At 59.0% G+C, this 18,093-nt stretch carries 18 protein-coding genes; 10 read left to right on the top strand and 8 right to left on the bottom strand.

Annotated elements, in window-relative coordinates; genetic code table 11:
• The first annotated feature begins 77 nt into the window (after positions 1–77).
• Positions 78–1,010, top strand: a complete 933-nt coding sequence (locus BUB78_RS08075) for a hypothetical protein (protein WP_073196896.1) — start codon at positions 78–80, stop codon at positions 1,008–1,010.
• A 4-nt stretch (positions 1,011–1,014) separates the two neighbouring features.
• Here the strand turns inward: BUB78_RS08075 and BUB78_RS08080 are convergent, their stop codons facing one another.
• On the bottom strand, positions 1,015–1,209 hold the full coding sequence (locus BUB78_RS08080; RefSeq protein WP_073196898.1) for a SlyX family protein: 195 nt from the start codon (positions 1,207–1,209) through the stop codon (positions 1,015–1,017).
• Positions 1,210–1,320: 111 nt separating this feature from the next.
• Here BUB78_RS08080 and hisS point away from each other — a divergent pair, with 111 nt between their 5' ends.
• The 3 genes from hisS to hisG are packed head-to-tail and all read left to right on the top strand — an operon-like array spanning position 1,321 to position 4,630.
• Positions 1,321–2,853, top strand: coding sequence for a histidine--tRNA ligase (hisS, locus tag BUB78_RS08085; RefSeq protein WP_073196900.1), 1,533 nt, complete (start codon positions 1,321–1,323; stop codon positions 2,851–2,853).
• The gene (locus tag BUB78_RS08090) at positions 2,853–3,938 is read left to right on the top strand and encodes an ATP phosphoribosyltransferase regulatory subunit (RefSeq protein ID WP_073196902.1); all 1,086 of its coding nucleotides are present in this window, start codon (positions 2,853–2,855) and stop codon (positions 3,936–3,938) included. The genes hisS and BUB78_RS08090 overlap by 1 nt, the downstream gene beginning before the upstream one ends.
• Positions 3,935–4,630 (top strand): ATP phosphoribosyltransferase, encoded by a 696-nt coding sequence (gene hisG / locus BUB78_RS08095; RefSeq protein ID WP_073196904.1) that lies wholly within the window; start codon positions 3,935–3,937, stop codon positions 4,628–4,630. The genes BUB78_RS08090 and hisG overlap by 4 nt, the downstream gene beginning before the upstream one ends.
• An 81-nt stretch (positions 4,631–4,711) precedes the next feature.
• Here hisG and BUB78_RS08100 read toward each other — a convergent pair whose 3' ends face one another.
• The 3 genes from BUB78_RS08100 to BUB78_RS08110 form a co-directional block, all read right to left on the bottom strand.
• A complete protein-coding gene (locus BUB78_RS08100) occupies positions 4,712–5,284 on the bottom strand; it encodes an outer membrane protein (protein WP_073196906.1) in 573 nt (190 codons plus the stop codon).
• Between the two features lie 313 nt (positions 5,285–5,597).
• A complete protein-coding gene (locus tag BUB78_RS08105; RefSeq protein WP_073196909.1) occupies positions 5,598–6,242 on the bottom strand; it encodes an outer membrane protein in 645 nt (214 codons plus the stop codon).
• Positions 6,243–6,448: 206 nt separating this feature from the next.
• A complete protein-coding gene (locus BUB78_RS08110) occupies positions 6,449–6,874 on the bottom strand; it encodes a DUF1489 family protein (RefSeq protein ID WP_073196944.1) in 426 nt (141 codons plus the stop codon).
• Between the two features lie 134 nt (positions 6,875–7,008).
• Here BUB78_RS08110 and BUB78_RS08115 point away from each other — a divergent pair, with 134 nt between their 5' ends.
• Complete coding sequence (locus tag BUB78_RS08115) at positions 7,009–9,303, top strand: adenosylcobalamin-dependent ribonucleoside-diphosphate reductase (RefSeq protein WP_073196911.1); 2,295 nt, start codon at positions 7,009–7,011, stop codon at positions 9,301–9,303.
• Positions 9,304–9,780: 477 nt separating this feature from the next.
• Positions 9,781–10,404 carry a hypothetical protein gene (locus tag BUB78_RS20290; RefSeq protein ID WP_139279284.1) on the top strand — a complete coding sequence of 208 codons (624 nt, stop codon included), beginning with the start codon at positions 9,781–9,783 and terminating at the stop codon, positions 10,402–10,404.
• 248 nt (positions 10,405–10,652) lie between these two features.
• On the opposite strand, the gene BUB78_RS20295 is transcribed toward BUB78_RS20290, so the two are convergent.
• Positions 10,653–10,838, bottom strand: a complete 186-nt coding sequence (locus BUB78_RS20295; protein WP_139279285.1) for a hypothetical protein — start codon at positions 10,836–10,838, stop codon at positions 10,653–10,655.
• A gap of 266 nt (positions 10,839–11,104) precedes the next feature.
• A complete protein-coding gene (locus BUB78_RS21545; protein ID WP_084732804.1) occupies positions 11,105–11,335 on the bottom strand; it encodes an RES family NAD+ phosphorylase in 231 nt (76 codons plus the stop codon).
• 53 nt (positions 11,336–11,388) lie between these two features.
• Here BUB78_RS21545 and BUB78_RS08135 point away from each other — a divergent pair, with 53 nt between their 5' ends.
• Complete coding sequence (locus tag BUB78_RS08135) at positions 11,389–12,108, top strand: hypothetical protein (RefSeq protein ID WP_220083993.1); 720 nt, start codon at positions 11,389–11,391, stop codon at positions 12,106–12,108.
• A 794-nt stretch (positions 12,109–12,902) separates the two neighbouring features.
• Here BUB78_RS08135 and BUB78_RS08140 read toward each other — a convergent pair.
• On the bottom strand, positions 12,903–13,220 hold the full coding sequence (locus BUB78_RS08140) for a hypothetical protein (RefSeq protein WP_139279287.1): 318 nt from the start codon (positions 13,218–13,220) through the stop codon (positions 12,903–12,905).
• 219 nt (positions 13,221–13,439) lie between these two features.
• Between BUB78_RS08140 and BUB78_RS08145 the strand changes: the two genes are divergently transcribed.
• From BUB78_RS08145 to BUB78_RS08155, 3 genes are read left to right on the top strand one after another with little or no spacing between them, the layout of a single operon-like run.
• The gene (locus tag BUB78_RS08145) at positions 13,440–14,933 is read left to right on the top strand and encodes a recombinase family protein (RefSeq protein ID WP_073196946.1); all 1,494 of its coding nucleotides are present in this window, start codon (positions 13,440–13,442) and stop codon (positions 14,931–14,933) included.
• The gene (locus tag BUB78_RS08150; protein WP_073196917.1) at positions 14,933–15,823 is read left to right on the top strand and encodes a plasmid partitioning protein RepB C-terminal domain-containing protein; all 891 of its coding nucleotides are present in this window, start codon (positions 14,933–14,935) and stop codon (positions 15,821–15,823) included. Before BUB78_RS08145 ends, BUB78_RS08150 begins: the two co-directional genes overlap by 1 nt.
• Positions 15,823–16,722 carry a plasmid partitioning protein RepB C-terminal domain-containing protein gene (locus BUB78_RS08155; RefSeq protein WP_073196919.1) on the top strand — a complete coding sequence of 300 codons (900 nt, stop codon included), beginning with the start codon at positions 15,823–15,825 and terminating at the stop codon, positions 16,720–16,722. The genes BUB78_RS08150 and BUB78_RS08155 overlap by 1 nt, the downstream gene beginning before the upstream one ends.
• 274 nt (positions 16,723–16,996) lie before the next feature.
• Here BUB78_RS08155 and BUB78_RS08160 read toward each other — a convergent pair whose 3' ends face one another.
• Positions 16,997–17,989 (bottom strand): IS481 family transposase, encoded by a 993-nt coding sequence (locus BUB78_RS08160; protein ID WP_073196921.1) that lies wholly within the window; start codon positions 17,987–17,989, stop codon positions 16,997–16,999.
• Between the last annotated feature and the right edge of the window lie 104 nt (positions 17,990–18,093).

Consider the following 18,093-nt stretch of genomic DNA (forward strand, 5'->3'; position numbering starts at 1 on the left):
GGGCGCGTCTGGGTGCTGGACCGGCGCGCGCGCAATCGGTTAAGACGCGGTGTAGGGTTGACGGGGGAACGCGGCTTATGCGGCAGGCGGTATATCTGGCATTTTGCCTTCTGGCGGTGGCCTGTAGTGATCCGCTCGATCAAATCCCCCGGTTAAGCGGCGAAGACCTTGCTGATGATCCGCCTCAGGTCGGCCTTGTCCAAAGGCCAGATGTGGGCACCGGCGGCGGCTTTCTTGCGCGGCTGTTGCGGGGCGACGAAGACGACACGGCGAGCGCCGCAGCCGAGGTGACAGAGGCCGCGCCTGCCCCGGACAGAGAGGCGCAGTTTGCATCCCTTGAAGGCGATGAGGCGATGCATGATGCCGCGCCGATCCCCGAGCAAGCGGTCGCGCCCGAGCGACAGCCAAAGCCCGACACACGGATTGCCCTCGCAGAGACCTTGAAGCCGGAAACGCCCAAAGGAGGCGGTTTCCTGAGTTTCCTGCGCCCCGCGACCCCCACTGCGGCAGCATCCACCTCGGACAGCGAGATCGCCCCCGGTACGGTTCTGCCCTATGGGCAGGCGGCGCGGATTTGTGGCCTTGCGCCGCGCGACATGGGCAAGCGGGTGCAGCAATACCCCGAAAAACGCCCGGTCTACGCGCTTTATGACAGCGATCCGCGCGATGCCGGCCCGCATAGCTTTTACATCACCGGCTTTGACGATGGCTGTGCACAGCAATTCACCGCGTCACTTGTGATGTTCGGTTCGGTCGGCCTGCATGAACAGTTGCGTTATGGTCTGCCCGCCAAGGTGCAGCCCTATAGCGACACCGACAAGGCCTATGAAACCATCAAATCAAAGGTCTGCCGCGTCGGGCGCAAGACACCGTGCGGCGCGTCGCTGTCACGGCTTGAGCGCAACACCGTGTTTATCACCATCTACAAGAATTTCGGCGGCAATACTGAGTGGTCCGAGATGCTTTTGCATGACCGCAAGATGATCGCGCTTAGCCATAAGGGCGGCTAGCGCATCAGTAATGCGGCGGGCGTTCGTCGCCGAGATAGATGCCACCATCGCTGTCGGGGGTGCGGGCCGCCTCGCGTTCGATCATGATCTGAAGCCGGGCGGCAAGGGTCGCGATCTCGCGGTCCTGGCGGGCGACAACGTCCGACAGGTCATCAACGGCGCGCGTCAGATGCGCGATTTTTTCTTCAAGGTCTGTCATTCCCCCGCTCTATCGGCGCGCGCGCGTCCGGTCAACTCTCTACGCCCCGCTTGCCCCCGCGCGGCCCTTGGGCTAGACCGCGCCACGACAGAACCCGCAAGGACCAGAGCCATGGCCAAGCCCAAGAAACAGCCCCGCCCCAAGGCCGAAACGCCCAAAGGCTTTCGTGATTATTTCGGCGCAGAAGTAAGCCAGCGTGCCGCCATGCTGCGCCAGATTGCCGGGGTCTATCATCGCTATGGGTTTGACGCGCTTGAAAGCAGCGCGGTGGAAACGGTCGAGGCGCTTGGCAAGTTTCTGCCCGATGTGGACCGCCCCAATGAGGGCGTCTTTGCCTGGCAGGAAGCGGATGAGACCGGCAATGGCGACTGGCTTGCGCTGCGCTATGATCTGACGGCGCCGCTGGCGCGGGTTTACGCGCAACACCGCAACGATTTGCCAACGCCCTATCGGCGCTATGCGATGGGGCCGGTCTGGCGCAATGAAAAGCCGGGACCGGGGCGGTTTCGCCAGTTTTATCAATGCGATGCCGATACGGTTGGCGCGCCAAGCGTCGCCGCCGACGCCGAGATTTGCGCCATGCTGGCCGATTGCCTTGAAGAGGTCGGCATCCCGCGTGGCGACTATGTGGTGCGGGTGAATAACCGGAAGGTTTTGAACGGTGTGCTTCAGATTATGGAGGCCAATGTCCAGCCAAGTTGGGCTGAAGGCGAAACCAATTCGGAACTGCGCGGTTTTGACATCGAAGCGGCCGTGCTCCGGACAATGGACAAGTACGACAAAGTTGGTGCTGAAGGTGTGCGACAATTGCTCGGTAAGGGTCGGCTGGACGAGTCAGGCGCGTTTATCGAAGGAGTAGGACTCGCTGAAGATCAAATTTCAGCCGTAGTTGATTTCCTCAAATCACGATCCGACTCTAACGAGAACACTCTCGACAATCTTTGGTCAGTGGTTGCTGGACGTTCCGAAGTTGGAATGACTGGTGTAACGGAGTTGAGGGAGATTTCAGACTTGCTCTTAGCTCAAGGCTACGGCCCCGACCGCATCGTGATCGACCCTTCGGTCGTGCGCGGGCTTGGCTATTACACCGGGCCGGTGTTCGAGGCCGAACTGACCTTTGAAATTCTCGACGAAAAGGGCCGCAAGCGCCAGTTCGGCAGTGTTGCGGGTGGCGGGCGCTATGACGATCTGGTCAAGCGTTTCACCGGTCAGGAAGTGCCGGCGACGGGGGTCAGCATCGGCGTTGACCGCCTGTTGGCGGCGCTGCACGCCAAGGGGCGGATGCAGTCGCATGATACCGGGCCGGTGGTCGTGACCGTGATGGATCGCGAGCGGATGGCCGATTATCAGGCCATGGTCGGCGAATTGCGCGCGGCGGGCATTCGCGCCGAGGTCTATCTTGGCAACCCGAAGAATTTCGGCAACCAGTTGAAATATGCCGACAAGCGCAACAGCCCGGTTGCGGTGATCGAGGGCGGCGATGAAAAGGTCAGGGGCGTGGTGCAGATCAAGGATCTGATCCTTGGCGCGCAGATCGCGGAAAACGCCACGCTGGAAGAATGGAAAGAGCGGCCAAGCCAGTTCGAGGTGCCGCGCGCGCAGCTTGTTGAAAAGGTGCGCGAAATTCTGGGCGGGCAGGGGTGATGCCAAACCGTGCCGCGATCCGCGCCGAGGCCGAGCGCCTGCGCCGCCTGTTCGAGGCGGCGGGTGCCTTGCCGGTTGAAACCTCGGTTTTGCAACCCGCCGAAGTGCTGCTTGACCTTTACGGCGAAGACATCCGCGCGCGCGCCTATGTGACTTCGGATGCGCTTCGGGGCGAGCAGATGTTGCGCCCGGATTTCACCGTGCCGGTGGTTCAGATGCATATGGAGCACGGCGCAGAGCCCGCGCGCTATACCTATTCCGGCGCGGTGTTTCGCCGCCAGGAAGACGACGCATCGCGCAGCAATGAATATACCCAAGTGGGATTTGAGATATTCGAGCGGGCCGCGCCCGAGGCCTCGGATGCCGAGGTCTTCGCGCTGTTCTACGACATTCTGCGCCCGCTTGGTTTGCGCGCTGCGACCGGCGATATCGGTATCCTGATGGCGGCGGTTGACGGGCTGCGGACCACCGAGCGGCGCAAGGCGGCGCTTCGCCGTCATATCTGGCGGCCCCGGCGGTTTCGCGCGCTGATTGATCGCTATAGCGGGCGCGCGCCGGTGCCCGAGGCCCGCAAGGCGCTTTTGGCGGCGGGCGATCCGATGGCCAATGCAGGCGCGATGATCGGGTTGCGCGGACCGGATGAAATTGCCGCGCGGATCAGGGCGCTGCGCGAAGACGAGGCAACCCAGCCCCTGTCGGGCGTCGAAGTGGGCCTGATCGATGCCATTCTGGCGGTGCGCGAAACCAGCGACAACGCGCTTGAGCGGCTGCGCGATATCGCGGTCGACATGCCCGCGATCCTGCCGGCGGTTGATCGGCTTGCCGCCCGGCTTGACGCGATGGAGGCCCGCGGGATCGACGTGAAAACGCTTGACTTCGAGGCCAGCTATGGCCGCACGCAGATGGAATATTACGACGGCTTCGTGTTTGGCTTTTCCGCCGAGGGCCGCCCCGACCTGCCGCTTGTGGCCAGTGGCGGGCGCTATGATGCGCTGACCCGGCAGTTGGGGCGTGGCCGCGAGATACCGGCGGTGGGCGGGGTGATCCGCCCCGGTCTGGTGCTTGGTCTGGAGGATGGTCAATGAGCCTTAAACTTGGGGTGCCGTCCAAGGGGCGGCTGATGGAAAAGACCTTTGAGTGGTTCGCCAGGGGCGGCATCACCTTGGGTCGTTCCGGCTCGGACCGCGAATATGCGGGCTATGTTCAGGGCATCGACAATGTCGAGCTTGTGCTGCTCTCGGCGGGCGAAATCCCGCGAGAGCTTGCGGCCGGGCGCATTCATCTTGGGGTGACCGGTACCGATCTTGTGCGCGAAAAGCTTGGCGCATGGGAAAACCGCGTCAAGGAGCTTGCCGAGCTTGGCTTTGGGCAGGCCGATCTTGTGCTGGCGGTGCCGGCCTGTTGGGTGGATGTCAGCACGCTTGACGATCTTGATGCGGCGGCGGCGGCGTTCCGGCTCAAGCATGGGTTCCGGATGCGGATTGCCACCAAGTATCACCGGCTTGTGCGCGATTTCCTGCGCGACAATGGCGTTGCCGATTATCAGTTGATGGATAGTCAGGGCGCGACCGAGGGCACCGTCAAGAACGAAACCGCCGAGGCGATTGCCGATATCACCTCGAGTGGCGACACGCTTCGCGCGAACCACCTCAAGATTCTGGATGACGGCTTGATGCTCAAGTCACAGGCAACGCTGTTCAAATCGCGCGTGGCCCCGATGGAGGCCGAGGATCGCCGCACACTTGAGGCGCTCAAGGCAAAGCTTGGCCTCGATTGATCCGGCTCCAGAGGCTTTGACACCGAAAAACGGGCGACCCTTGGGCCGCCCGTTGTCGTTTTTTCCGGAGGGTTGATCAGATCAGAAGCGGAAGCTGGCGCGGACTTGCGCAGTTGTCCCGTCAAGATCAACGCCGGAATTGTTGAAGCTGCCATAGTCGTGATAGAGTACTTCACCACCAATCGACATGTTCGGGGCGATCATGTGCTCGTAACCGCCACCGACGACATAGCCGTCATCGGTGCCCGCGGTGGCCGTATTGGCCATTGTATAGCCACCGGTTGCATAGGCCAGACCATTGCCGATCTTGTAACCGCCACGCAGTTTCGCGCGGAAGACTTCGTCAACGTTGTTGTTGTCGGCAAAGTCATAATCCAGGCCGCCACCGACAACGAAGCCGTTGCCGATATCATAGTCATAGCCAAGGATCGCACCGCCGATGACACCATCATCGCTGGGGCCGGGGGTGAGGTCGAAATTGCCATAGCCGATCTCGGCACCGGCAAAGAAACCGGTCCAGTTCGGGCTTGCGGGAGCAGGGACCGCGACCGGCGCGATATTGGGCTCGGGCTCGGGCTGGGCCAGAGAGCCGGCAAAGGCGGGGGCGGCCATAAGGGCGGTCATTGTGGCCAGCACTGTGGTTGTCTTGAACATGGAATGCTCCTTTACAGATGTGTTGTTTGCAGCGGGCGTTTCATTCGGGGAGGAGATATGCCCGGGGCACGGCGATACCGTACAGCGAGGATATCGGGTGTTTGGGTGCATCGGACAAGGGCCTTGGATGCTATCTTAGGTCACTACCGCGTGAGTGGCCAATAAATGCTTAAATCAGGCGATAACTGGCGGTTTTCCGCAGATAACTGTGCTGAAATTGCAACCCGCGGCTGAAATTCAGGGCGGTTCCCTTGTCGGGAAAGCAGGCGGGCATGCTGGAGGACACGCCCGCCTTTTCAACGCCGAACCGAGGTTAAAAGCGGTAGGTGGCGCGAACCTGAAGGGTCGTGGCCTCAATATCCGTGCCGGAATTGTTGAAGCTGTCGAACTCGTGATAGAGGACCTCGGTGCCGAGCGAAAACTGATCGCTGATCATGTACTCATAGCCGCCACCGATGAACCAACCGTCGTCGCTGCCTGCGGTATCGGTATTGGCAATCGCATAGCCGCCAGTCCCGTAGAGCAGGCCCCGGTCGATCTTGTATCCGCCGCGCGCCTTGACGCGAAAGATTTCCTCAATCGCGTTGTTGGGCCCCGCGTCAATATCGGCAAAGTCGTAATCGAGCGCACCACCAAGCACCCACTGGCCGAAATCGTGGTCATACCCGAGGGTGAAGCCGCCCATGATGTCCTCATCAGTGCCAGAGCGGTTGGTGTCGACAAAGCCGATGCCCGCCTGCACGCCGCCATAAAAACCGGTCCAGTTGACCGTGCCGCCAAGACCCGCGCGGCTTTGGCTTGAGACGGCTGCGGGGGTGCCCGACACGCTGGGGGGCGCGAACTGGATCAGGGTTGGTTTTGCAAAAGGCGTCTCGGGCGCGGCAGGGCTGGTTTCGGCCAGAGCAGGGGCGGCGAGCGTCATGAGCCCGGCTGAGATAAGGGAAATCGGCGTTCGCATCGGTTTATCCTTTCGTGACTCTTCCTGTTACGGGGGTCTCATCGTTTCGTGCGTTATGGCGGGCACCCCGACTGGGGCGATGACCATGGGATAAATATCAATTGCAGGTGGTGCCAAGGCAATGAACGTTGCCGTCGCGCGGACTCAAGAAACAGTGAGGGCGTCGTGTCCGGATCCTGCCATGTCAGCGGGCCGGGCCGCGTGCCTCAGAGCACGCCGATATCGGCCAGGGCGGCCGAAAGCTCTGGTGGCAGGGCATCATCGTTGCTGCGCGCGGCGCTTATGTCAGGCGGGGCATCGGGGCCGGGCAGGTAACGCCAGCCCTGAAACGGGCGTTTCTGAGTGGTGGCGGTGCGGATGATTTCGGGGGCAAGAACAATGGCACAGCGCCGGATTCCGTCGCTGCCGATCACCTCGTCAAGGCGCAGAATTTTCTGGCGGCACTGAATAAGCCCCTGAATGACCCAGTAGATCGAGCCGCCCTGCAACAGCTCCGCCTCGCGTTTGGGCCACATCCGGGTGACATGGCGCGGCTTGCCGTCGGTGCCTTGGGCACGCGGGTTTGCCTGCCAGTCAAGCAGATCCTCGACCGACTTGGTGCCAACGCTGAGTTTGACCAGATGCAATGTCATGCGCATTCCCCCGAACTGCGCCATATATCGTAGCGTCCCTGCGGGCAACTGCAAGAGAGGGCGCAGATGCGTATGGAAATCATATGGGGGGCGGGCTATGGTATACCTCCTCCAAGCCAATAGGAATCGCCCGCATGACACGTTTCGCCGCCCCGATCGCCGAACAGATCTGGAATATGAAATACCGTTTCAAGACGGCGGATGGCGCGGCACATGATCTGACGGTCGAAGATACCTGGCGGCGCATCGCGCGCGCTCTGGCCGAGGTCGAGAGCGATCCTGCCATCTGGGAAGATCGGTTTTACGAGGCGCTGGAAGATTTCAAATTTCTGCCCGCCGGGCGGATCACCGCCGGGGCGGGGACCGGGCGCAAGGTGACTATGTTCAACTGTTTCGTCATGGGCACGGTGCCCGATGACATGGGCGGGATTTTTGACAACCTGCGCGAGGCGGCGCTTACCATGCAGCAGGGCGGCGGCATCGGTTATGATTTCAGCACGATCCGCCCCAAGGGTGCCGAGGTGCTTGGCGTTTCTGCGGATGCCAGTGGCCCGCTCAGCTTTATGGATGTGTGGGATGCGATGTGCCGCACCATCATGAGCGCCGGAAGCCGCCGCGGCGCGATGATGGCGACGATGCGCTGTGATCACCCCGACATCGAGGCCTTCATCGCCGCCAAATCCGATCCGGCACGGTTGCGGATGTTCAACCTGTCGGTGCTGATCACCGATCCGTTCATGGATGCGGTACGCGAGGATGGCCCTTGGGATCTGGTGTTTGATGGCCGGGTCTATCATACGGTCAACGCCCGCGATCTGTGGAACCGGATCATGCAGGCGACCTATGATTATGCCGAGCCGGGGGTGATTTTCATCGATCGGATCAATGCCGCCAACAACCTTTCCTATTGCGAGACGATTGCCGCCACCAACCCCTGTGGCGAGCAGCCCCTGCCGCCCTATGGGGCCTGTCTGTTGGGCTCGATCAACCTTGCAAAGCTGGTGAGCGATCCGTTTGAAGGGGCTGCCGCGCTTGATCAGGAGGCGCTGTCGCGGCTGGTCGCCACCGCCGTGCGGATGATGGACAATGTGGTCGATGCCAGCAAATTCCCGCTGGAGGCGCAGGCCGCCGAGGCGCGCGCCAAGCGGCGGATCGGTCTTGGCGTCACCGGCCTTGCCGATGCCTTGCTGATGGTCGGGTTGCGCTACGGATCGGATGAGGCGGTGCAGCAGACCGAGGACTGGCTGCACGCGATTGCGCGCGCGGCCTATCTGGCCTCGGTCGATCTCGCAAAAGAAAAGGGCGCCTTTCCGCTGTTTGAGCGCGACGCCTATCTTGCCAGCGGCACGATGAAGGCGATGGACGGCGATGTGCGCGATGCGGTGGCCAAACACGGCATCCGCAACGCGCTTTTGACAAGCATCGCGCCGACCGGAACGATCAGCCTTTACGCCGGCAATGTAAGCTCGGGGATCGAGCCGGTCTTTGCCTATTCCTACACCCGCAAGGTGTTGCAGAAAGACGGCTCGCGCACCGAGGAAGAAGTGGTCGATTACGCGGTTCGCATGTGGCGCGACAAGTTCGGCGATGCCGAGCTTCCCGACTATTTCGTCAACGCTCAGACCCTGCCGCCGGAAGACCATGTGAAAATGCAGGCCGCGGCGCAGAAATGGGTCGACAGCAGCATTTCCAAGACCATCAACTGCCCCGAAGACATCAGCTTTGAGGCGTTCAAGAACGTCTATCTTCAGGCCTGGGATCTGGGCTGTAAGGGCTGCACCACCTATCGGCCTAATGATGTGACCGGTAGCGTGCTGAGCGTGAGCGAGGCAAGCAATGCCGCCCCCGGTGAAACGGCCGCACAGGTGCCCGGCGGGTTGCCCGGCGAGGGCGGCGATGTGATTTACATGTCAGAGCCGCTGGACCGCCCCACCGAACTGGAAGGCGCGACCTACAAGCTCAAGTGGCCCGACAGCAATCACGCGATTTATATCACCGTCAACGATATCGTTCTCAACGGTCACCGCCGCCCCTTCGAGGTGTTCATCAACTCCAAGAACATGGAGCACTACGCCTGGACCGTGGCGCTGACGCGGATGATCTCGGCGGTGTTCCGGCGCGGTGGCGATGTGAGCTTTGTGGTCGAAGAGCTCAAGGCGGTGTTCGATCCGCGCGGCGGGGCCTGGATGAGTGGCAAATATGTGCCCTCCATTCTGGCGGCGATCGGCGGCATTCTGGAACAGCACATGGTGCAGATCGGCTTTCTGGAAGGCGAAGGCATGGGGCTCAAGGCTGACCCTCAGGCACAGGTGGTCAATATTGGCAATGCGCCCAAGGGCCCGGCCTGTCCGGCCTGCGGTGAATTTGGCATGCATATGGTCGAAGGCTGCATGACCTGCGGCAGTTGCGGACACAGTAAGTGCGGGTGAGGGCCGGGGGCGGCTCTTTGTTTGTTCTGACTACCAATTAATGGCCACCGGCGGGGCTGAAATGGCCATTTTGCAAGCATAAGAGGTCCATCGACCCTGAAAGGGCTGATGAGGGCCCGTGACCGCGAATTCCCGGCTTCCTAGCCAAAACCGGCGTTTTGACCGGGACTTTGAAACCGTGTTCGCAAGGTTTGAATCCTTGACGAAGAAGTGGGGTCACCGCGCGGCAGATCAAAACGCCTTTCGCGGTTTTTCTTGAGTTTTCTTGCTGTGTGGGAAACAAGTCACGCTCAAGCTTTGATACCCTGATCAATCTTGGCGCCCAGCACCGCTCGATCTGCGAAGTGCGCGGCATAATCGGAGCCGCCTGAAACACTGAGCGGCCCAAAACACTACCAACAATTTGTATCGCAGCCTGCGGGCAGCGTCGGAGCAAATTCCGGCGAGCGGTATCCCTATGTCAAATGGAGACAAGGAATGGAATTTACACCAGGAGGCGGCGCGAAATTTCCCGTGCGCCGGAAAACAGATCGCAAAGTCGCAAAAGGGCGGCGCAATCACTTTACAGGCCAATTCACCTTCGGGCCTGACGAAGGTGAAACAATGGACGTCGAGAGCAACACCGAACTTCGTGTTGCACTCGTAACGCTCGCCCGGCCCGATGTCGTGGGCTTGGAACACCAGGTGCCTTTCGAGTGGGTCGGGCCTGACGGTAAGACGGCTACGCACCACTTCGATTTCATGGCGCTGATGGCAGATGGCAGCCGCAGGGCCATCATGGTGAAATCTGAGTATCGGCGTCTTCAACTCAAAACCCAGCTCGAATTGGCGCAGGTCGCATCGCAGGTGACGCCGGATTTTGCCGATGAAGTGGTTGTCATGACCGAACGCGATATTGATCCGGTTGAGTACTTCAACGCCGAAATCATGCACGAAATGCGCCGCGCGGATTTCGAAGCTGATGCGGCTGTCCGATCAGGCAATCCTCGGCTGCGCGTGCGGCGCGGAGGTTTTCAAGCAGCAGGCAGATCTGCACGACAACCGGGTTTTCAGGATCGATCTGCGCAAACCGCTCTGCTTCGATACGATCCGGATCGTTGACATGGCGCAACGACAGAAGGTCTTCGAGCGCGTCGAGCTCGCGCCGAAGGCGTCGCGTCATTGGCGGTGCCAATGAAAGGTCATCAACAAGACGCTTGGTGCGCCGCTCGACGTCCGGTCCGCCGGGCAAGACAGCAGCGCATGTCAGAGCCGCGCAGTTTGCAACAACGAAACTCGCACAGGGGGACGGCATGAAGTAGTCTTTAGGCATTGTAGATGTTCCTCGCATCTTCGCCGGTCCTGTGAATTCAGACCGACTTCAGCCGCCGCAGCGGTGCCCTTGTGGCTGTGACAAAAGAAAGATTGGCTGGTTTGCAAAAAAGCGAAGCAGAAAGTTGAGATTTTTTGGCGACCTTCAGATGTCCGGTTCGCCGCAGGGTACGCGAGCACAGCTTCGCACCACCCGCGCCGCCGATTCCGGTCTCGAATGTCATGGGTGCATCCGGCCTGCTATGTGACCGGACAGACCATCGTCGCAGACGGCGGTGTGAACCGTACAGCGGGCATTTAATCGCCTCGTGAATTGATCAGAACCACACAACGATTCGCAACCGTCTTGCCGCAGCTCGACTTTGCAGAGGAATCCGGCTGCGCGTCTCGAACGGGGCCCCGTCAAAGGACTTCGCAACGAACGACGCCGATGTGGTGATCCAGTGGTCCGACCGGCCGACGTGACGGATTTCGTGCGGTGGGAGGTTGATCAGTTGCCGGCGTGCATCTCGTCCACGACGACCTTTCCGGGACGCGGCACCACGACCCGGAAATGCCGGGCCTGGAGCACATCCTGAACCCAGCTCGGCCGGTAGGACACCCAGTTCACGCCGCCCACATGGCGGACGCTGTCATAGACGATCCCGTCATGCGGGCCCGCCCTGACAGACCGGCCGAAGACCTGGCTGGCCGGATATCTCGCGGGATCCGGATCGTGCAGGTTACCCGATCGCTGTGAAACAGGGACGCGAGGTTGGCAGTCGCTTGAATCGTATGGTGAATGTCATCTCGCTGCCCGACGCGTTGTTTTGTGCCCGCCCCTTGGTCGATCAGTTGTTTGCCGATCGGCTGCTCACTTCCATCTACTACGGGAGGCCGGGCGCCAAGGGCCGGACTCAGAAGGCTGCGGATCGCGAAGAGATTGCCATGCTGGTTGGCAAGCTGCACGCTAAGGCGGTTGAGCTGAGTGCTGAGGTCGACGGGTTGGTGCCGGTCTCCAAAGCCGCGGAGAAGGCCAAGGTGCCGGGCATTACCGTGGTGCACATGATCCTTGGTGGCTTCCTCAAGCGCGTCTTCCGCCTGGCTGGTCAGGACGGGGTCGGCGCGCTTCGCGTGGATCCGGCGGAGGTCAAGCAGCACCGGATATCCTGCACGGAGGGTCTTTCACCCATGGAAGCGTTTGCTTCTTTGAAGATCTCGAGGAACATCGGCTGGTGTCTGGTGGACCGGTGTCCGGATGAAGTGGGCCTTGCTGTTAATTGGATCATTGGCCCGGATGAGGATCATCGTATCCCGTGGTTCGACCCGGCGGTCGTGGCTGACTTCAAGGCGCGGCTGACGCACCCTGTGAGGATTGCCGAACGGCATGGCATTCAGATCGGGGAAGTGGTCGGTCGGCTGAAACGGCGGAGAGTTCGACCTGAGTTGTCGGAATCTGAGGTTGGCGAGAATTTCTACCGAATCCGCGATCTGAAGGCGGATCTCTTCACCTAACATAAGGTACCTTACCGGCCCATCTCGACGAAAAATTCTAAGACCGTCCGCACGGGCGGTCTTTTTTTGTCCGGTTTGCTAGGGTATAAATATGGCAATCTCGGGTTCGTGCGCTTTAGAAATGGGTGCCTTATGCCTGCGAGAAATAGACGTCTTATGCCTGCAGAATGGCTAAGTTGGTGGCCGCTCCAAGCTGCGGTTCCCATAAAAACAATGACTTAGGTTGTTGCAATGGCCAAGTAATGCTGGTCGCGACATTGGGTATTCCTACTGCCGATTAATGGCCATCGACCGTTTCCAAATGGCCAATTTGCGAGTGTGTTTTCAACGGGCGGAAACGCCCGATATTCCCGTCTTTGGCCCTCTGTCGCCGTGAACGAGGGTTTCAATCTATCCTGCACCAAAATGAAAGGTCGACCCTGGCATCTCGAAACCAGCGAACAAACGGCCTAAACCATCCAACAAGTCTGAAAACCGTTGCAGATCCTGAAAGTTGCGATCCTACCCGACAAAAGTCGCGTTTCTCGCCGCGCAAGCTGCGCTTCACGCCAGACACCACATCTAAGGAAGTTGGCTGTGCGGGCAGTTTCCAGCTAGCCAGTCTCGCCAAATTTCCCTGAAAACAGGGAATTTGACAGGGGAAATGCACCATTTCGGGTGTATCAGGTGTCTGAGACTCTAAAATAGGTAAATAGATCAGCGGCTTGCGGACAAATTCCCTAAAACCCCAAACAGGGAAAATATGGCGACCTTTCAGTGAAAAATCGAAGGCTTTCAGGGAATGGTTATTTCGTTCAGGTTTCTCCCCCCATGATTTCGTCCGCCGTTGTCAGCATTCGAACAAGAGCGGTCCGTAGACATGCCAGCTCCAAAGAAATGCAAACGTCCCTTCGGCCGCACAGTGCCAGGACAGTTTCGGCAACCTGATCTGAGTGTCGCATGAGTTCGACCAGGTGTTCACCTGCGGGGCCATGCGTACCGGCCAGCCAGTTTTTCGCAGTTCGCTCTGACGCGCCCGTCCAGTTCATGGACACTTTTATCGCCTGATGTGATCCTCCGAGTTCGCGTCTCAGTGCGGCCGCAATTTCCAGTCGGTAGTCTTCTTTGTTCATATGCCGTTGTCCTGTTTTGGAAAAGTGTTGCCCATCTTCGGAAACACTTTTCCGAGTTCCGGCGTTTAAGCTCTGGCACAAAGGAATCACGACCATTCCCAACAGATGTCGAATTTATCGAATGGAGGTGCTTAGCACTTGAGCTGGCGCGACGATCTTGACGAGAGCCCCGACGCTCCAAAAGCCAAGCGCGATATTCGCGGGGCGCAGTACGTGCGCATGTCGACGGAACACCAACGTTATTCGACCGACAACCAGTCCGACGCCATTGCGCGCTATGCTAAGCAGCGGGGCATCAAAATCGTTCACACCTATTCCGACGAAGGAAAGAGCGGGCTAAGGATCCAGGGTCGTGACGGGCTAAAGCAACTCATTGATGATATTCAGTCCGGTCGGGCGGATTTCGAGGTGGTGCTGGTCTACGACATCAGTCGCTGGGGGCGATTTCAGGATGCGGATGAGAGCGCCTATTACGAGTACATCTGCAAACGGGCTGGCATCTCCGTCACCTATTGCGCCGAGCAATTCGAGAATGATGGAAGCCCTGTCTCGACGATCGTCAAAGGCGTCAAGCGCGCCATGGCAGGTGAATACAGTCGTGAGTTGTCTCAGAAAGTATTCACGGGCCAAAGCCGCCTGATCGAACTCGGCTACCGTCAAGGTGGTCCGCCTGGGTTCGGTTTGAGGCGCATGCTGATTGACGAACATGGGGTGACAAAAGGCATCCTGGAGCGTGGTGAGCATAAGAGCATTCAGACTGACCGTGTCACTTTGGTCCCGGGTCCAGCCCATGAAATTGCCGTCGTCCAGGAGATCTTCCGCATTTTTGTCGAAGATCGGAAACCCGAGACTGAGATTGCCGAAAAACTCAATGCGCGGGGCATCCTCACAGATCTAGGCCGTGCCTGGACCCGCGGCACCGTCCACCAAATTCTGATTAACGAGAAATACATCGGGAACAACGTGTGGAACCGAAGTTCCTTTAAGCTCAAGAAGCGGCGCGTGCAAAACGATCCAGACATCTGGATTCGGGCCAAAGGTGTTTTCGAGGGGATCGTCGACCCGGACCTGTTTGCTGCCGCCTTCGCCATCATCTGTGCACGATCGAACACTCTCACCGACGATGAAATGCTAGAGGCTTTGAAAGAGGTGTTCGAAGCCCACGGTTTTCTATCCGGGATCGTCATAGACGAAGCGGAAGCCGTGCCCTCAAGTAGCGCTTACCGCTCGCGTTTTGGAAGTCTTCTACGGGTGTATCGGCTAGTCGGCTTTAAACCCGACCGCGATTACCGATACATCGAGATTAATCGGCGCCTGCGGGAGCTCCATCCAGATGTCGTCTCTGAAACGGTTGCTGGGATCAAAGCTTCTGGTGGGAGCGTTGAACGGCATCCCCGAACAGATTTGCTCACGATCAATCAGGAATTCACAGCCTCTCTTGTTATCGTTCGTTGCAGCGAGACCGATGCCGGTTCGCTGAGGTGGAACATCCGCTTTGATATGGCGCTCAAACCTGACATCACTATCGCTGTCCGCATGGATCGATCAAACCGTCGACCGCTTGACTACTACCTGCTCCCAAGCCTCGACATGACCCTCCCCCGCATCCGCCTGGCCGAACACAACGGCTTGTCGCTCGATGCTTATCGCTTCGACGCGCTGGACCCGTTGTTTGGCATGGCGGTTCACGTCCCTGTTGCGGAGGTGGCCTGATGCTTGAACCGCAGCCCCAAGCCGCCGAATGGATCCCGATGGATTGCATCACAGTTGTAAATCCGCGTGTACGTAATCGGAAGGTATTCAGAGAGATCGTAGATAATATAGCCGAACTTGGCCTGAAGCGCCCTATCACAGTCGCCGCGCGGAAGAGCAGTTATGGCCCGCGTTACGATCTGGTCTGTGGTCAGGGGCGCCTGGAGGCCTTCCAGGAGCTCGGTCAAACCAAGATCCCGGCGATTGTCATCGGCGCGAGTAGCGAAGACTGCTTGGTCATGAGTCTCATCGAGAACTTGGCTCGACGGCAGCATCGGGCACTAGATCTTCTGCGCGATATCAAAGGCTTGAAAGAGCGTGGATATACTGGCCCCGAGATCGCCCGGAAAACCCACCTGTCCCTCAAATATGTCCACGGTGTCCTTCGGCTCCTTGAGAGTGGGGAGCACAGACTGCTTCGGGCTGTTGAAAGCGGAAAAATGCCCGTCAGTGTGGCTGTCGACATAGCCGAAGCCAAGGATACGGAAGTACAGGAGGTTTTGCGTCAGGCATACGAGAGCAACCAATTGCGGGGCGGTAGGCTGATGGCTGCAAAACGCTTGGTAGAGGCACGTCAGCAACACGGCAAAGGAAGTCTGAGTGCGGACCGGACGAAGAGACGCTCGCTATCGGTCGATAGTTTGATACGAACCTATCAGAACGACGTCGAAAAGAAGCAGTTGTTGCTACGCAAGGCCACGGGCACGCGCAACGAGTTGATGTTCATCACCGAGGCTATGCGCAAACTTTTGAACGACGAAAACTTTATAACCCTCCTCAGGGCTGAGGGGTTGGCGACCATTCCTCAGAACCTCTCTGATCGTTTGGCCGCTCGGACGGGAGACATCTGATGGCTCGATCAGGACGCACCAAAACCATTGATATGGCATTCGAAAAAGACCTCATTCGGCTGTCGCTGGACAAGATCTTCCCGCTCTACGCCGTTCAGAATGAGACCAAGGAAACGGTGAAGTATCGACAGGTCGTTGCCTCGGTCAAAGAGGTTGGTCTGGTTGAACCTCTTGTCGTCGCTCCTGACAAGTCTGACCCCGATAAATACATGCTGCTCGATGGACATGTGCGTCTCTCGATCCTGACGGATCTCGGAGAGGTCGATGTGCTGTGTCAGGTTTCAACGGACGATGAGGCCTTTACCTATAACAAGCGGATCAGCCGCCTTGCGACCATTCAGGAGCACAAAATGATCCTGAAGGCCCTTGAACGTGGTGTTCCGGAAAAACGACTGGCGCGAGCGCTCAACGTGAACGTCAGATCTCTACAAGACAAGACGCGGCTTCTGGATGGGATTTGTGCAGAGGCGGCCGAGCTCCTCAAAGACAAACAGGTCGCGCTGACGGGATTTCAAGTTCTCAAGAAAATGAAACCAATGCGCCAGATCGAGGCTGCTGAGTTGATGGTGACGATGAACAAATTCACCGTCAACTACGCCCGTTCGCTTCTGGCAGCGACGTCGGCCAGCGAGCTGAAAGACCCTCAGAAACCTAAAGCTGTGAAGGGGGTTTCTCGGCAGCAACTGGAGTCGATGGAGCGCGAGTCCGCTAATTTGGAGCGTGAACTGCGTCTGGTTGAGGACACCTATGGACGCGACCACCTCGATCTGGTTCTGGCACGTGGTTACGTCTCGAAGCTCATTAGCAACGCACGCATCACCCGGTATCTCGAGATGTATCATCCCGAGTTTCTGCCTGAGTTTGAAAAGATCACTGAAACGGAAGCTTTGGCATCTTGATCCGAGTGGTTTCGGTCAATTGCGGCCGGGCTGCGTTTGGGGACCCGGACCCATTGACGCGCGGGGACCGCAGGAGACGCCGCACGGTGGGGCGGATCAAGTGCGGGGTGGGAATGGCGGCGAACCCGCACTGGGCCCACCTAGCCGAGATTTTTCACGCGGCAATCTTGTGAAAACTGATCACAAGAGGCGGCGCTCCGATGTATTTATGTGTAGTGGTTCAGATGTGATCTGACAGTTGGCCGTTTTTCTGGCGGCGTCTGTCAGGCGAAGTTCAGGTCACGAACTTTTCCCGCCAGATTTCTTTCCCGTCGATCATAGTTTCGATGGGTGTTCTGCCGCAACACATTTTACCCTGATGCGTGCGCTCATGGTTGTAGTGATACAGCCACTTGTCCAGATCAGCCTGCAGCGCGTCGATGCTGTCGTAGAGCTTCTTGCGGAACGCGATCTGGTAAAATTCCTGCAGGATCGTTTTGTGGAACCGCTCGCAGATGGCGTTCGTTTGCGGTGATTTCACCTTGGTCTTGGTGTGATCAATGTCATTGATTGCCAGGAAGAGCTGGAAGTCGTGTTTGTCGACGCGCCCGCAATATTCCGTGCCGCGATCGGTCATGATCCGCAGCACCGGCAGGTCGTGCTCCTCGTGGAAGGGCAGCACCCTGTCGTTCAGCAGGTCCGCTGCCGTGATCGGGGTCTTGGTGGTGTAGAGCTTGGCGTGTGCCACCTTGCAACAGGTGTCGACGTAGGTCTGCTGGTAGACCCGCCCGACGCCCTTGAGGGTGCCGACATAGAACGTGTCTTGTGATCCCAGATAGCCTGGATGGGCGGTCTCGATCTCACCGCAAACTTCATCATCGTATTTCTTCTTTTCAAGCGCCTGGACCTGAGCTTCGGTCAGAATGCCGCCGTCTTCGGCCACCTTGGCTTCCAGTGCCTTGAGGCGGGCCTTGAAGTTCGCCAGATCGTGCCGCAGCCAGATCGACCGGACACCGGACGGCGAGACAAAGACGCCCAGCTTGCGCAGTTCATTGGATGTCCGGGCCTGGCCATAGGCTGGGAAGTCGGTGGCGGATTTGATCACCGCCTCCTCGGTCGCCTGATCCACCCGGTTCGCCAGATTGGGCTTGCGACGTGCGCGCTCGAACAGGGCTTCAACGCCGCCATCCTCGACCGCCGATTTGTAGCGATAGAAGGTATCGCGAGACATGCCCATGACCTGGCAGGCTTTGCTGACGTTGCCCAACTCCTCAGTCAGGTTCAGCAAGCCTGTTTTGAGCTATGCCCGAAAGTTGGTGACGGCGTGATCAGGCGGCGGTTTTAAGTTGCTTGATCCCGTCCTTGAATTCAATCCCTTCGATGATCTCGGGG

Source organism: Roseovarius marisflavi, from assembly GCF_900142625.1.
Lineage (GTDB): Bacteria > Pseudomonadota > Alphaproteobacteria > Rhodobacterales > Rhodobacteraceae > Roseovarius > Roseovarius marisflavi.

What these genes read in the sequence shown, in the direction of transcription:
- BUB78_RS08140 (WP_139279287.1), bottom strand. Translation starts at nt 13,220, where the DNA reads ATGAACAAAGAAGACTACCGACTGGAAATTGCGGCCGCACTGAGACGC.
- BUB78_RS08155 (WP_073196919.1), top strand. Translation starts at nt 15,823, where the DNA reads ATGGCTCGATCAGGACGCACCAAAACCATTGATATGGCATTCGAAAAA.
- BUB78_RS08080 (WP_073196898.1), bottom strand. Translation starts at nt 1,209, where the DNA reads ATGACAGACCTTGAAGAAAAAATCGCGCATCTGACGCGCGCCGTTGAT.
- BUB78_RS08090 (WP_073196902.1), top strand. Translation starts at nt 2,853, where the DNA reads ATGCCAAACCGTGCCGCGATCCGCGCCGAGGCCGAGCGCCTGCGCCGC.
- BUB78_RS08135 (WP_220083993.1), top strand. Translation starts at nt 11,389, where the DNA reads ATGGTGAATGTCATCTCGCTGCCCGACGCGTTGTTTTGTGCCCGCCCC.
- hisS (WP_073196900.1), top strand. Translation starts at nt 1,321, where the DNA reads ATGGCCAAGCCCAAGAAACAGCCCCGCCCCAAGGCCGAAACGCCCAAA.
- BUB78_RS08110 (WP_073196944.1), bottom strand. Translation starts at nt 6,874, where the DNA reads ATGACATTGCATCTGGTCAAACTCAGCGTTGGCACCAAGTCGGTCGAG.
- BUB78_RS08105 (WP_073196909.1), bottom strand. Translation starts at nt 6,242, where the DNA reads ATGCGAACGCCGATTTCCCTTATCTCAGCCGGGCTCATGACGCTCGCC.
- hisG (WP_073196904.1), top strand. Translation starts at nt 3,935, where the DNA reads ATGAGCCTTAAACTTGGGGTGCCGTCCAAGGGGCGGCTGATGGAAAAG.
- BUB78_RS08075 (WP_073196896.1), top strand. Translation starts at nt 78, where the DNA reads ATGCGGCAGGCGGTATATCTGGCATTTTGCCTTCTGGCGGTGGCCTGT.
- BUB78_RS20290 (WP_139279284.1), top strand. Translation starts at nt 9,781, where the DNA reads ATGGAATTTACACCAGGAGGCGGCGCGAAATTTCCCGTGCGCCGGAAA.
- BUB78_RS08150 (WP_073196917.1), top strand. Translation starts at nt 14,933, where the DNA reads ATGCTTGAACCGCAGCCCCAAGCCGCCGAATGGATCCCGATGGATTGC.
- BUB78_RS08145 (WP_073196946.1), top strand. Translation starts at nt 13,440, where the DNA reads ATGTCGACGGAACACCAACGTTATTCGACCGACAACCAGTCCGACGCC.
- BUB78_RS08115 (WP_073196911.1), top strand. Translation starts at nt 7,009, where the DNA reads ATGACACGTTTCGCCGCCCCGATCGCCGAACAGATCTGGAATATGAAA.
- BUB78_RS08100 (WP_073196906.1), bottom strand. Translation starts at nt 5,284, where the DNA reads ATGTTCAAGACAACCACAGTGCTGGCCACAATGACCGCCCTTATGGCC.
- BUB78_RS20295 (WP_139279285.1), bottom strand. Translation starts at nt 10,838, where the DNA reads ATGACATTCGAGACCGGAATCGGCGGCGCGGGTGGTGCGAAGCTGTGC.